General features: G+C 69.0%; 11 protein-coding genes. 3 read left to right on the forward strand and 8 right to left on the reverse strand.

From position 1 onward, the window contains the following. Positions 1-37: 37 nt before the first annotated feature. Positions 38-955 (reverse strand): NAD-dependent epimerase, encoded by a 918-nt coding sequence (locus ACFWF2_RS14015; protein ID WP_379307849.1) that lies wholly within the window; start codon positions 953-955, stop codon positions 38-40. Positions 956-1,084: 129 nt separating this feature from the next. On the opposite strand from ACFWF2_RS14015, the gene ACFWF2_RS14020 reads away from it, so the two are divergent. Next, a complete protein-coding gene (locus ACFWF2_RS14020; RefSeq protein ID WP_379307850.1) occupies positions 1,085-2,032 on the forward strand; it encodes a GlxA family transcriptional regulator in 948 nt (315 codons plus the stop codon). On the opposite strand, the gene ACFWF2_RS14025 is transcribed toward ACFWF2_RS14020, so the two are convergent. The 7 genes from ACFWF2_RS14025 to ACFWF2_RS14055 form a co-directional block, all read right to left on the reverse strand. Continuing rightward, complete coding sequence (locus ACFWF2_RS14025) at positions 2,016-2,813, reverse strand: hypothetical protein (RefSeq protein WP_379307851.1); 798 nt, start codon at positions 2,811-2,813, stop codon at positions 2,016-2,018. The genes ACFWF2_RS14020 and ACFWF2_RS14025 overlap by 17 nt on opposite strands. A 328-nt stretch (positions 2,814-3,141) precedes the next feature. Further along, a complete protein-coding gene (locus ACFWF2_RS14030; protein ID WP_379307906.1) occupies positions 3,142-3,831 on the reverse strand; it encodes a sirohydrochlorin chelatase in 690 nt (229 codons plus the stop codon). A 71-nt stretch (positions 3,832-3,902) separates the two neighbouring features. Further along, entirely contained in the window at positions 3,903-5,144 is a 1,242-nt protein-coding gene (locus tag ACFWF2_RS14035; RefSeq protein WP_379307852.1) for a uroporphyrinogen-III synthase, read from the reverse strand. A gap of 4 nt (positions 5,145-5,148) precedes the next feature. Next, on the reverse strand, positions 5,149-5,550 hold the full coding sequence (gene nirD, locus ACFWF2_RS14040) for a nitrite reductase small subunit NirD (protein WP_379307853.1): 402 nt from the start codon (positions 5,548-5,550) through the stop codon (positions 5,149-5,151). A gap of 66 nt (positions 5,551-5,616) precedes the next feature. Further along, complete coding sequence (nirB, locus tag ACFWF2_RS14045; RefSeq protein WP_379307854.1) at positions 5,617-8,166, reverse strand: nitrite reductase large subunit NirB; 2,550 nt, start codon at positions 8,164-8,166, stop codon at positions 5,617-5,619. A gap of 31 nt (positions 8,167-8,197) precedes the next feature. After that, positions 8,198-9,658, reverse strand: coding sequence for a nitrate/nitrite transporter (locus ACFWF2_RS14050; protein ID WP_379307855.1), 1,461 nt, complete (start codon positions 9,656-9,658; stop codon positions 8,198-8,200). A gap of 263 nt (positions 9,659-9,921) precedes the next feature. Then, positions 9,922-11,073: an MFS transporter gene (locus tag ACFWF2_RS14055; RefSeq protein WP_379307856.1), complete on the reverse strand. Its 1,152-nt coding sequence runs from the start codon at positions 11,071-11,073 to the stop codon at positions 9,922-9,924. Between the two features lie 245 nt (positions 11,074-11,318). On the opposite strand from ACFWF2_RS14055, the gene ACFWF2_RS14060 reads away from it, so the two are divergent. Together ACFWF2_RS14060 and ACFWF2_RS14065 are read left to right on the forward strand one after the other, a co-directional pair. Beyond that, a complete protein-coding gene (locus tag ACFWF2_RS14060) occupies positions 11,319-11,990 on the forward strand; it encodes a FadR/GntR family transcriptional regulator (RefSeq protein WP_379038097.1) in 672 nt (223 codons plus the stop codon). 177 nt (positions 11,991-12,167) lie between these two features. Next, positions 12,168-13,652: an MFS transporter gene (locus ACFWF2_RS14065; protein WP_379307857.1), complete on the forward strand. Its 1,485-nt coding sequence runs from the start codon at positions 12,168-12,170 to the stop codon at positions 13,650-13,652. Positions 13,653-13,681: the final 29 nt, after the last annotated feature.

The raw sequence follows: 13,681 nt of genomic DNA on the forward strand, positions 1-13,681 counted from the left end.
CAGCTACCGATCCGCGGCGGCCGTCGCCGTTTCCGGGTCAGGCCGCGGCGCCGGGGAGCACCCCGCGCAGGACGTCGTCGAGTGTGGAGGCGGTGACGCCGAAGGTGGTGCGCAGCGCGGCGTCATCGGCGATGAATTCGCGGTGCGACATGTGCTTGGTCTCGAACAGTTCCGCCCAGAACGGGTCGTCCTTGGCCAGCGCGGTGATCTCGGCGTCGGACAGCACGGCCAGCTCGGGCTCGGGCGCACCGGCCAGTGCCGCGAGCCTGCTCGCGACCGCGCGCACGGTGGTGGTGATGACCGGCGCGTGCCAGGCGCGGCCCCACGCGCGGTCGTCGCGGGCCACGGCGACCAGGGCAGCCGCCGCGTCGTCGATGGCGGTGAACGAATGCGCCAGGTCCAGTTCCTGCGGCACCTTCGCCCGCGCGCCCGCCAGTACCGCGGGCTGCACCAGCAGGGAGAAGATCGACACCGCGCCCGCGCCGAGGAACTGCCCGGCGCGCACCTCGGTGACGCGCAACCGGCCCGCCTCGTGCGCGGCCAGTGCCTCGGTCCACATCCTGGCCCTGACCTCGCCCTTGCCGCCGGTGGCTGCCAGCGGGGTCGTCTCGGTGACGACGCTGTCGACGGGTCCGTAGCCGTAGAGGTTGCCCATCATCACCAGGTTCGCGCCGACGGCTTCGGTGGCTGTCAGGATCGAACCGAACAGTGGCGGAACGGTTTCCGGCCATGTGTGGTACGGCGGCATGGCCAGGTTGAAGACGGTCGCCGCCCCGGTGGCGTGCCCGATCAGGGCGTCGGTGTCGAGGGCGTCGAGCGCGACCAGGTCGACGCCGGAGTGTTCGGGGCCGAGTCCGCTGCGGCTGATCACCGTCACGTGGTCGCCGGACTCGGCCAGTGCCAGTGCGGTGGCGGACGCGGTGCCGCCGCGACCGATCACGACATGCTTGGTCATGCGAATTACCTTTCCCAGCAACATATTTCATGCTCCCTCCGGCGACCTCGCCGGGCACACAGGAAACAATGCCGCGCGGGCGGGGGCTAGACTAGTGGCCGGAATGCCAGCTATCCCAAGGATCAGGCCATGAAGACTGTTGCCGTCGTCGCCGTGCCGCCGGTGAAGTCGTTCGATCTGGCGATGCCGGGCTCGCTGATGGAGTCGGTGCTGGTCGACGGCGAACCCGCCTACCGGGTGCTCGTATGCACCGCCGACCCCGGTGTGGTGCTTGCCAATTCGGGTGGCTTCGATGTGGTGATCCCGCACGGGCTCGACGTGCTCGAGTCGGCCGACACCGTGATCGTGCCAAGCACCGGCAGCCGGACGGGCGCCGACCCGGTGATCCTGGCCGCCCTGCGCGCGGCGGTCGAGCGCGGCACCCTGGTCACCTCGATCTGCAGCGGCGCGTTCGTCCTGGCCCAGGCCGGACTGCTCGACGGGCGGACCGCGACCACGCACTGGGCGCTGGCCGACGAACTGGCACGTGCGCACCCGTCGGTCCGCGTGCGCACCGACGCGCTGTTCGTCGAGGACGGCCCGGTGACCACTTCGGCGGGCGCTGCCGCGGGAATCGACCTGTGCCTGCACCTGATTCGCGTGGACTACGGCGCCACCGTGGCCAACGAGGCGGCGCGGGCCGCCGTGGTCACCCCGGTGCGCCCCGGCGGGCAGGCCCAGTTCGTCGACACCGCACTACCGCCCGACGACGACCTGTCGCTCTCGGCCACCCGCAGCTGGGCGCTGGCCCGGCTCGACACTCCCCTGTCGCTGCGGGAACTCGCCGAGCACGCCAACACCAGCGTGCGCACGCTGACCCGGCGATTCCATGAGGAGACCGGGCTCAGCCCGCAGAAATGGCTGCTGCATCAGCGCATCCACCGGGCCAGGGAACTGCTGGAATCGACATCACTGCCGATCGATCAGGTCGCCAGGCACAGCGGCATCGGGTCGGCGGAATCGTTGCGCCAGCACATGATCCGTCAGCTGGGTGTTCCGCCGAGCGTTTACCGGGCGAACTTCACCACGGCCCGTTAGCCTGCGGGCCGGGATACGGCTGGAAGCCCGGCGGCAGGGCCGGGGCGAAGTAGGCCTTGGACTTGGGGTTCCACAGCAGGATCACCGCGGCCAGGCCGATGACGACGCCAACCACGGTGAAGGCCAGTGACTGCAGGTCGGCCTCGGGCGCGGCGAGCGTGCTGATCACGGCGACGACGGAGAACAACACATTGATGCCGAAGAACACCGTGCCGGTGACGCGGGCCCAGTTCTTGCCCGCACGGCAGGCGAAGGCCAGCCACACCCACAGCCCCGCCGTCACCAGTGAGGTGAGGATCCCGGCCGCGAGACCCGCGTACACGAGGATGTCGAGGTCGTCGCCACGGAACACGCCACCCGATGCTTCGAGCGCGTCCGAGCGGATCTGATCGATCGTGGTCAGCATGTAGGCGGCGCCGAGAACCGTGACCACCGCGCCGGTCAGCATCACGTAAAACGCCATCAGCACGTTCTGGGGCACGACCCGGGGACCGGCCTCGACCGGGACTCCAGGCGCCGCCGGATAAGGACTGCCGAGCGGGTTCGGCTGGGCGCCCGGATAGGCGCCCGCCTGCGGATAGGGCGACGCCCCGCCGGCCGGGCCTGGCATCGCCTGCGACGCCGCCGCATTCGAGTACGGCGCCCCAGCCGCACTCGGGTACGACGGCTGGGACGCGGCCGGATTCGGGTACGGCACTTCGCTCGCCTGCGGGTACGGCGGCTGGGGCGCGGCCGGATTCGCGTACGGCGGCTGGGGCACCACCGCATTCGGGTAGGGCACCGGCACTCCGGCCGCGTGCGGATACGGCGACTGGGGCGCGGCCGGATTCGCGTACGGAGCACCAGCCGCGTTCGGATACGGCGCAGGCCCCCCAGCGGCATTCGGATAGGTCGGTTGCGGCACCGTCGAGCCCGGGTTAGGCGGTGGCTGCGGAACCGCGTCGGGATATGACGTCAGCTCATCATCCTGCTGCCGCGGGATCTCGTGATCTGCGGACGAATCTGGCACGGTGTCTGCCCCCTCCATGTGAAGTCGGGCCAACTCTAGTCGCCGTGACCGAAACCGACCGGTCGACTATCCGAGCGTGCACCGGCCGGACAGCGCGAGCTCAGCGCACCTCGGCGCGCACCAGTTCCTGTGCGGCCGTGCGGTATCGGTCGGCGATCAGCCGGACCACCGCGGGATGCACACCGATCGGCTCGGCGACACCGTCGGCGCCCGCGTCGTGCAGACGCTGGTGGAACAGTCCGTGCGCGAGCAGGTACGAGGCGATGAAGACCCGCCCGGAGCCGGATTCCCGCAGGGACGCGACGACTTCGGGAACCCGCGGGGTACCGGTCGCGACATAGGCGATGCGCACCGGCGCACCGAGCTGTTCGGCCAGCATGCCCGCCGCGCGGCGGACGTCCTGGCGTGCCCGCGCGTCCGAGGAACCCGCGGCGGCGAAGACCACCGCGTCACCGGGCCGCCAGCCCGCGGCGCGCAACCGCACCGCCATGATCCTGGTCAGCGCCGGATCCGGGCCCATGGCCGCGGTGACCGCGACCGAGGGATGGCCGCTCTCTTCGACCTCACGCGGCACATCCTGATAGACGTGATAGCCCGAGGCGAGGAACGCGGGCACGACAACCGCCGGTCCGTCGAGATCGCGCAGTACCTCCGACGGCGACGGCCCGAGCACGTCGACGAACGCGGTGCGCAGGGCCGTATTGGGCGCTGCCCCTTGCGCTTCGGCGCCGGGCTCGGACACCGTGGCGCCGAGTTCGGCCGCCACCGCGTCGGCGAGCGCGGCGATCATCTCGACGCCACGCGCGCTGCGGGTGCCGTGCGCGACGAGCACCAGAGCCGGATCACCCGGCCGGGCGGTGCTCACCACACCCCGAGCGGTTGCGCGGGACGCGGCGAGCGGGCCGGCGTGCCGATGCCTGCCTGGTGCGGCGGCTGCACCGGCGGACGGGCCGGGGTGTCGGCGCAGTCGGCGGCGTCGAGCGCGAGCCGGTAGCCACGCTTGACCACGGTCTGGATCGCCTTGGGCGTGCCGAGACCGGCCCGCAGTCGCGCGATCGCGGTCTCCACCGCGTGGGTGTCGTCACCGCCGCCGGGCAGCGCCGACAGCAGGTCCTCGCGGGAGACGACCCGGCCGGGCTGACGGGCCAGCGAGCGCATCAACGCCATCGGCGCCGGCGCCAGCTGACGCACCTCACCGTCGACGACGACACAGCCACCACGCACGCTGATCAGATGACCGGCGGCGTAGATCCGGCTCGCCCGGCGCGGTAGTTCCTCGGCGACATGGCGGGCCAGCGCACCGAGGCGCGCGCGGCCGGGCATGGTGGTCGGCACGCCGAGTTCTTCCAGCGGCGCCGCGGTGATCGGGCCGACGCAGGCCGCGAGCACCCGCCCGCGCAGTGCGTGCAGCACCGACTCGAGCAGGCCGGTCTCCTTGGCGCGCATCAGCAGCGAGGCAACGGCGGGGGCGCTGGTGAAGGTGACGCAGTCGAGGCTGCCGGAGATGATCGACTCGATCATGGCGTCCATCGGGCCGCGATCGGCGGGCGGCTCCCAGCGGTACACCGGCACCGGGACCACGTCGGCGCCCGCGCAGCGCAGCACCTCGCAGAAGTCGGGAACCGGCTCCCACTCGGTGGTCGCGCCGTGCAGCTGCACGGCGATCCGCACGCCTTCGACGCCCTCGGCGAGCAGGTGATCGAGCACCTCGGCCGAGGACTCCGAGGCGGGCGACCATTCTTCGCGCAGTTCGGCGGCGCGGATCGCGCCCTTGGCCTTGGGGCCACGGGCCAGCATCCGGGTCGAGGCCAGCGTGTCACGCAGCACCTCGGCCAGACCCCAGCCCTCGGCCGCTTCCATCCAGCCGCGGAAACCGATGCCGGTGGTGGCGACGGTGATCTGCGGCGGATCGGCGATCAGCAGCTCGGTGACGCGTTCGAGCTCGGTGTCGTCGGCCAGCGGGATGATGCGGATGGCGGGGGCGGACACCACGTTCGCGCCCTTGCGGGTGAGCAGGGTGCCGAATTCCTCGGCGCGGCGGGCGGCGGTGACGCCGATGGTGAAGCCGGCAAGGCAGGGGCCACTGTCGGTGGGAGCAGTCATGAAATCAGCCGTCCGAGGATTCGAGGGCCGCGACCTGCACGGGCTCGTTGGATACCGCGACGACGCCACCGTCGAGCTGCACGGCGTAGACCGGGATGGACTGCGTCTCGTCGTCCAGACAGCGTCCGTCGATCAGCGAGAAAGCCTGCTTGAGCAGCGGCGACGCGACGACGGGGACACCGCCACGGTCACCGACGATGCCGCGCGACATCACCGCGGCCCGGCCGAACGGATCGATGTTGCCGACGGCGGCCAACGTGCCGTCCGTGAGCAGGAACAGCGCGGCCTGCCGGCCACCCTGGAGTAGGACAGCAACGCCGCGGCCCGGGATCAGGAAGTCGAGTCGGCATGCCTGGGTCCAGGTCGCCGTCTCCGTGGTGATGGTGGGTGTGTCGATAACGGTCATCGTCGGTTCCTCCTCCGAACGCCTTACCTATTGGTACAGGCGCCCTGTTTCCGCAGGGTTAAGCGCTTATTTCCCGGCTGCTGCTGTGTCCGAGGCAACACCAACCGGCATGCCGGGCAGGCCGAGAAGCACGGGAACCTTGCGCTCGCCGCTGTCGTCGAACGAGATGGTCGGGTCGGCTTCGTCAGGGGCATTGACGAAGGAGACGAAGCGCGAGAGCTTGTTCTCGTCCTCGAGCACGGCCGCCCACTCGTCCTTGTAGCCGTCGACATGCTTGGCCATCGCGGCTTCCAGGTCCTCGGCGATGCCGAGGCTGTCGTCGCAGACGACGGCCTTCAGGTAGTCCATGCCACCCTCGAGCGCTTCCTGCCACGGCGCGGTGCGCTGCAGGCGGTCGGCGGTGCGGATGTAGAACATCAGGTAGCGGTCGATGTACTTGATCAGCGTCTCGTCGTCCAGGTCGCCGGCCAGCAGTACCGCGTGCTTGGGGGTCAGACCGCCGTTGCCGCCGACGTAGAGGTTCCAGCCGTGCTCGGTGGCGATCACGCCGACGTCCTTGCCGCGGGCTTCGGCGCACTCACGGGCGCAGCCCGAGACGGCCAGCTTCAGCTTGTGCGGCGAGCGCAGGCCGCGGTAGCGCTTCTCCAGCAGCACGGCCATGCCGACCGAGTCCTGCTGGCCGTAGCGGCACCAGGTGGAACCGACGCAGCTCTTGACGGTGCGCAGCGACTTGCCGTACGCGTGGCCCGACTCCATGCCCGCGTCGACCAGGCGCTTCCAGATCAGCGGCAGCTGCTCCACGGTCGCGCCGAACAGGTCGATGCGCTGGCCACCGGTGACCTTGACGTAGAGGTCGAACTCCTTGGCGACCTCACCGATGACGATCAGCTGCTCGGCGGTGACCTCACCACCGGGCATCCGCGGCACCACCGAGTAGGTGCCGTTCTTCTGCATGTTGGCCAGGAAGTGGTCGTTGGTGTCTTGCAGGGCCGCCTGCTCGCCGTCGAGGATGTGGTCGCTCGAGGTCGAGGCCAGGATCGAGGCGACGGTCGGCTTGCAGATGTCGCAGCCGGTGCCCTTGCCGTGCTTGGCGATCAGCTCGGAGAAGGTGCGGATACCGGTGACAGCGACGACATCGAACAGCTCGGCGCGCGACTGCTCGAAGTGCTCGCAGAGCGCCTTGGACATCGCCACGCCGGACTGCTCGAGCAGCTTCTTGATCATCGGCACACAGCCACCGCAGGAGGTACCGGCGTTGGTGCAGCTCTTGATGCCGGGGATGTCGCAGGCGCCCTCGGCGATCGCGCCGCAGATCGCACCCTTGCTGACGTTGTTGCAGGAGCAGATCTGCGCGTCGTCGGGCAGCGCGTCGGCACCGAGTTCGGCGCCGGCCGGGGAGATCAGCGCGGCGGCGTCGGCGGGCAGCGGGCGACCGACCAGCGGGCGCAGGGCCGCGTACTGGCTGGCGTCACCGACCAGGATGCCGCCGAGCAGGGTCTGCGCGTCGTCGGAGACGACCAGCTTGGCGTAGGTGCCCTTGGCCGCGTCGTGCAGCACGACCTCGAGCGCGCCCTCGGTGGTGCCGTGCGCGTCACCGAAGGACGCCACGTCGACGCCCATCAGCTTCAGCTTGGTGGACATGTCGGCGCCGGGGAACTCCCCCGCGCCGCCGAGCAGGCGATCGGCGACGATCTCGGCGGTGGTGTAACCGGGGGCGACCAGGCCGTAGCAGACGCCCTCGACCGCGGCGCACTCACCGATCGCATAGACGCTGGGGTCCGAGGTCTGCAGGCTGAGGTCGGTCAGGATGCCGCCGCGGGCGCCGATCTCCAGGCCCGCCGCCTTGGCCAGCGCGTCGTGCGGGCGGATACCGGCCGAGAACACCACCAGCGAGGCGTGGATCTCGGACTCGTCCGACAGGTGCAGGGTGACGTTGTTCGCCCCCTCCTCCTCGATCGAGACGATCTTGGCGGTGCCGACGCCGGTGTGCACGTTGAGGCCGATGTCGGTGACCAGCTTCTCCAGGATCGCGCCACCACCGGCGTCGACCTGGGCGGGCATCAGGCGGTCGTTGTACTCGATGACGTGCGGGGTCATGCCCATCAGCCGCAGCGCGTTGGCGGCTTCCAGGCCGAGCAGACCACCACCGACGACGACGCCGTGCGCGCCGGGACCGGCCGCGTCGGCGGCGGCACGGATGCCGTCGAGGTCGTCGATGGTGCGGTAGACGAAGCACTCGGGCAGATCGTGGCCGGGCACCGGCGGGACGAACGGGTACGAGCCGGTGGCCATGACGAGCGCGTCGTAGGCGATGACGTCGCCGGTGGAGCTGGTGACGGTCTTGGCCGCGGTGTCGATGGACTCGCCGCGCTGGCCCAGCCGCAGGTCGACCAGGGCGTCGCCGTCGTAGGTGTTACCGGGCAGCGCCAGCTCCTCGGCCTTCCAGCTGCCGACGTAGTAGGACAGACCGACGCGGTCGTAGGCGGGCAGCTTCTCCTCGGAGAGGATGACGACCTGCCACTGACCGGCCTCGTCGCGCGAGCGCAGGGCCTCGACGAAACGGTGACCGACCATGCCGTGGCCGACCACGACCACTGTCTTGCGAGTGCTGTTCATGAGAGTGACCTCCTTGGTAGTGGTCGGGTAGTCAGCGAGCCGACGTATTGGCCGACGAAGCGTTGGTTTCGGCCTCGAGGACCAGGGACTCGGCCTCGACCACGACATCGGAGTCGGTAGGCACGGTGGACAGGCGGGGACGGCGCAGGAACACCGTCCAAGTGACGGCCGCGCAGACCACGTAGAAGGCGAGGAACACCCAGAACGCGGTGGTGGCCGAGGCGGTGCTCGCGTAGGAACTGCGCAGCACCATGTTGATGCCGACGCCACCCAGGGAGCCGATCGCGCCGACGAAGCCGATCAGGGCGCCTCCGGCGTTCTGCGACCACGCGGCCTGCTCGGTGCGCGAGACCGGCAGGCTCTTGGACTTGGCCTCGAACACCGACGGGATGATCTTGGTGACGGCGCCGTTGCCGAAACCGGAGAGCACGAACAGGGCGATGAAGCCGACGACCAGCAAGGCCATGGTGGCGCCGGAGGCGACCCCGTTGTTGCGGTCGGCCATCGTCGAGGCGGCGATCACGATCAGCGCGGCGGCCATCATGGCGCCGAAGGTGCCGAGCGCGACCCTGCTGCCACCGATCCGGTCGGCCATCTTGCCGCCGTACGGGCGGGCCAGCGAACCGAGCAGCGGGCCGATGAACGCGATCGAGGCGGCGTGCACGGCGGCCTGGGCGGCGGTGTCGCCACCAGCCTTGAAGCTGATCTGCAGGATCTGGCCGAAGGCGAAGCTGTAGCCGATGAACGAACCGAAGGTGCCGATGTAGAGGAAGGCGATCGCCCAGGACTGCGGCACCCGCAGGGCCTTGCCCATGTAGGACAGGTCGGCCTTCTGGTTGGTCAGGTTGTCCATGTACAGCGCCGCGCCGACCGCGGTGAGACCGACGAGGACCAGGTAGATCGCGCAGATGAGGTAGGCGTAGTCGCCGCCGAGGGTGACCAGCACCAGCAGGCCGAGCAGCTGGATCACCGGGACACCGATATTGCCGCCGCCCGCGTTCATGCCCAGCGCCCAGCCCTTGAGCCGCTGCGGGTAGAAGGCGTTGATGTTGGTCATCGACGAGGCGAAGTTGCCGCCACCGACACCGGCGAACGCGGCGACGACCAGGAAGGTCGTGTACGAGGTGCCCGGCTGGGTGACGAAGTACAGCGTCAGCAGCAGCGGGACCACCAGCAGCAGCGCGCTGAAGATCGTCCAGTTGCGACCGCCGAAGCGAGCGGTGGCCACGGTGTAGGGGATCCGCAGGAACCCGCCGACCAGCGTCGGCATGGCGACCAGGAAGAACTTGCCCGCCGGGTCGATGCCGAACTTGTCGGCGGGCATGAACAGCACCATCACCGACCAGATCGACCACACCGAGAACCCGATGTGTTCGGCGAACACCGACCAGATCAGGTTGCGCTTGGCAACATCCTTGCCGCCGGCCTCCCAGGCCGCGACATCTTCCGCATCCCAGTGCTCGATGTCGTGGTTACGCTTCAGCGTGCTCAAGTTGGGCCTCCCAAAAGTGCGATGGCCCAACGGTAGGAAATGGGTATTGCCGAAATGCTGCGGGAAATTGCGCCCGAATCAACGGTTTCTCACCGAGGCCCGGTCAGAGGGGTGAGATTGAGGCCTTTGTTTCCAGCATGTGACGCAGCGATTTCAACAGGTAAGGAACCTGCCAGAAATTGCCAGAAACCCCAGTGAGGTGTGACCTACACAGCATTACTCTCGACGCACACCCGCGCAACTCGAACGGTGAGATTCCGCGATCAATTCCAAGTGTCCTCGAGCATCCGCGGCTTGCAGGCCTGCCAGGCGCCCGCGAGCAGCACGCCCAGCGCAACGAGCAGCATGGCGAACGGGGCCGACCAGCCGCCGGTCCAGGTGTGCAGCATGCCGAACAGCAACGGGCCGGCGCAGGCGACGGCGTAACCGACGCCCTGGGTGAACCCGGACAGCGCGGCCGAGCCCCGGGGGGTGCGGGTGCGCAGGTTGATCAGGGTCAGCGCCATCGGGAAGGTGCTCGGGCCGAGGCCGAGCAGCACCACCCACAGCACCGGCACGCTCATGGGCGCGATCAGCAGACCGGCGAAGGCGATGACGAACAGCACCATGCAGCCGACGACGACGGGGAACGGATTGCGCATCCGCGAGACCACGGTCGGCGCGCCGAGCGCGGGGATCAGGCCCATCAGCGCGAACAGCCCGACCATGCTGCCGCCGAAACCGGCGCTCGCGCCCGCGTCGGACAGGATCTTGGGCAGCCAGGCGAACATCGCGTAGGTGGTCAGCGAGGTCATGCCGAACATCGCGGCCATCCCCCAGGCCACCGGCGAACGCCAGACTTTGCCTGCGGCCGTTGACGATTCGGCGGGCAGCGCGGTGACGTCGACCCGGTCGCGACCCTTGCGGTCACGCAGCACGAACAGCCACGGCACCGCGGCGGCGAAGCCGACCAGCGCCCACACACCCATCGAGATCCGCCACCCATGGTCCTGCGCCAGCGGCACCGCGACGAACGCGGGCACGACGGTGCTCAACTGCACCATCACGATGTAAAGGGAGCTGATCGCCGCCAGCTGATCGGCGAAATACCGCTTCACCAGCGGCGGGATCACGACATTGCCGATACCCATACCGAGCAGCACCACGCCGGAGAAGGCCAGCAGCTCGCCGGTCCCGGCGGCGAACACGCGGGTGAGCGACCCCGTCCCGGCCAGCAGCATCGCGATGAGCACCGTGCGCTCCAGCCCGAAACGGCGCACCAGCAGCGGCGTGACCAGCCCCGCGACAGCGAACATCGCGGTCGGCAGCATGCCGAACACGCCGACGATCGCGGTCCCGTACCCGATATCAGCGCCGATCTCCTCCGCCAGCGGACTGAACGCGGTCACCGCGGACCGCAACGTGAGCGCAGACATAACGATGGCCGCCAACACGAGCAGGCGGCCGCGAATCAGCGCCGACAGTCGACTACTGGTCTCCGGAGCACATGGGGAACTCGCCGGGGACGGGCTGACCTGGCCAACCGCATCCCGCCGGTCGCCCAGCACGGTCGACCCGGAGCTCGAGTCTGGCTTGAATTCGCGGAGAGGCGGCATCAGCAAATCATAGGATGACCCCATGATCGGTGCAATGATTTGTGAGCAGCGGTACCCTTGCTGACGTGCAACCCGTCCGGCGAACCAGCCTCATCGCCCAGGTCACCGAGCAGCTTCGGGCCGAAATCCGTTCCGGCCGTTGGCCTGTCGGTCAACGGATCCCGACCGAACCGGAGCTCACCGAGCTCACCGGGACCGGGCGCAATACCGTGCGCGAAGGCGTCCAGGCCCTCGTGCACGCGGGGATGCTCGAGCGGCGCCAGGGCTCGGGCACCTATGTGATCGCCACCTCCGAGGTGGGCGGCACCCTGGCCAAGTACTTCGCCGACGCCGAGGAGCGCGACATCCTCGAACTCCGCCAAGCCCTCGACACCACCGCCGCGGGCCTGGCCGCCCGCCGCCGCGACGACACCGACATCGCCAACCTGCGCCGTCTGCTCGCCGAACGCAGCAACCGCAACTGGTCCGAACCCGACCCGGTCGCCATCGCCGCCGACGTGGAACTGCACCGGGCGATCGTCGTCGCCAGCCACAACGCGGTGTATCTGGAGTTCTACGATTCGCTGCTGCCGATCATCGAGCACGTGATCCACGCGCGCACCGCCCGCTCCGACGACGCCTACGACACCGAGCACGCCGAGCTCGTGCAGGCCGTCATCGACGGCGACGCCGACAAGGCCATGCAGGCGACCCGCTGCTTCCTCGATTCGCTCATCGCGCAGTACCCGGATCGCTGATGTAACCAGGCAGTCACCAGCACGCGTTTTCGGCGGTGAGGCCGAGTTGGCTGGAACTTCACCTGAGGCCATTGCCACGCAACAACCGGCTTCTACCTTTATCTCGACCCCGCAAGAGGCGCATCGAACACCACGAAAGACGATGCGCCTCTATCGAGCCCGATCGAGAGGAAGCCGATGACCGCAATCGCCGCCACCGGCCAGGAGACGGAAGCCCCGTCCTTCGAATATCAGAAGAAGGGTCGCTGGCTGACCCAGTGGAACCCCGACAATCCGGAGTTCTGGGAAGCCGGCGGCAAGCAGACGGCCCGCAAGAACCTCTGGTTCTCGGTCTTCGCCGAGAACCTCGGCTTCAGCATCTGGGTGATCTGGGGCTCCATCGTCACCACCATGGGTTTGGCCGGCTTCGACTTTCTGGCCGGCCTGGGCAAGGGCAACCCGACCGCTGTCAGCAACGCCCTGCTGCTGACCTCCATCCCGACCCTGGTCGGCGCCGCCCTGCGCATCCCCTACACCTTCGCCGTCCCGAAATTCGGTGGTCGCGCCTTCACCGCGTTCAGCGCGGCGATGCTGTTCATCCCGACCCTCGGCATCCTGTACTTCGTCAACCAGCCGAGCACGCCCATGTGGGTGTTCCTCGTGCTGGCCTCGCTGGCCGGTGTCGGTGGCGGTAACTTCTCGTCGTCGATGGCCAACATCTCGTTCTTCTTCCCGGAGGGCAAGAAGGGCGCCGCACTGGGCCTCAACGCCGCGGGCGGCAACCTCGGTGTCGCGCAGACCCAGCTGATCGTGCCGCTGCTGATCACCTTCGGCACCCACCTGATGGCCAAGGACGCGGGCGGCTACCGCTTCGGTATCACCCTCGCCGTGCTGTTCTGGCTGCCGTTCATCGTCGTCGCCACCGTGGGCGCGCTGTACTTCATGGATTCCATCGCCGAGGCGAAGTCCGACGGCAAGTCCTACAAGCTGGCCCTGACCAACCGGCACACCTGGATCATGGCCTTCCTCTACATCGGCACCTTCGGCTCGTTCATCGGCTTCTCCTTCGCCTTCCCGACGCTGATCAAGGCCACCTTCCCCGACCTGGCCAAGATCGGCTGGATCACCACCCTCGGTAACCTCGCCTTCCTCGGCGCGCTGGTCGGTTCGTTCAGCCGTCCGTTCGGCGGCTGGGTCTCCGACAAGATCGGCGGCGGCGCCAAGATCACCGTCTACGTCTTCGGCGGCATGTCGATCTCGGTCGCGTTCATCGTCCTCGCGGTGGACCTGAAGAGCTTCCCGCTCTACCTGGCCGCCTTCCTGGCACTGTTCGTCCTGGCAGGCATCGGCAACGGCTCCACCTACCGGATGATCCCGTCGATCTTCAACGCCACCGCCAAGAAGTACGCCTCCGAGCACGGCATCGACATCGCCGAGGCCGCCATCTCGGCCAAGCGCCAGGCAGGCGCCGCCATCGGCGTCATCGGCGCCGTCGGTGCGGCGGGCGGCTTCGTCGTCCAGCAGGCGCTGCGCCTGTCCAACGTCCACCTGAAGACCATGGCCCCCGCCTTCTGGGCCTACGCCGTCGTGTTCCTGGTGATGGCCGCGGTCACCTGGTGGTGCTACCTGCGCACCAGCTTCGCCGCCGACCGGGCGCCCTCGCTGGCCTACGCCAGCGTCTGATCCACCCAGCGAAACCCCGAAAGCCACGT

The organism is Nocardia sp. NPDC060259, from assembly GCF_042728775.1.
Lineage (GTDB): Bacteria > Actinomycetota > Actinomycetes > Mycobacteriales > Mycobacteriaceae > Nocardia.

Coding starts and splice junctions, on each gene's coding strand:
- ACFWF2_RS14015 (WP_379307849.1), bottom strand. CDS start 955: ATGACCAAGCATGTCGTGATCGGTCGCGGCGGCACCGCGTCCGCCACC.
- ACFWF2_RS14020 (WP_379307850.1), top strand. CDS start 1,085: ATGAAGACTGTTGCCGTCGTCGCCGTGCCGCCGGTGAAGTCGTTCGAT.
- ACFWF2_RS14030 (WP_379307906.1), bottom strand. CDS start 3,831: ATGATCGCCGCGCTCGCCGACGCGGTGGCGGCCGAACTCGGCGCCACG.
- ACFWF2_RS14035 (WP_379307852.1), bottom strand. CDS start 5,144: ATGACTGCTCCCACCGACAGTGGCCCCTGCCTTGCCGGCTTCACCATC.
- nirD (WP_379307853.1), bottom strand. CDS start 5,550: ATGACCGTTATCGACACACCCACCATCACCACGGAGACGGCGACCTGG.
- nirB (WP_379307854.1), bottom strand. CDS start 8,166: ATGAACAGCACTCGCAAGACAGTGGTCGTGGTCGGCCACGGCATGGTC.
- ACFWF2_RS14055 (WP_379307856.1), bottom strand. CDS start 11,073: ATGTCTGCGCTCACGTTGCGGTCCGCGGTGACCGCGTTCAGTCCGCTG.
- ACFWF2_RS14065 (WP_379307857.1), top strand. CDS start 12,168: ATGACCGCAATCGCCGCCACCGGCCAGGAGACGGAAGCCCCGTCCTTC.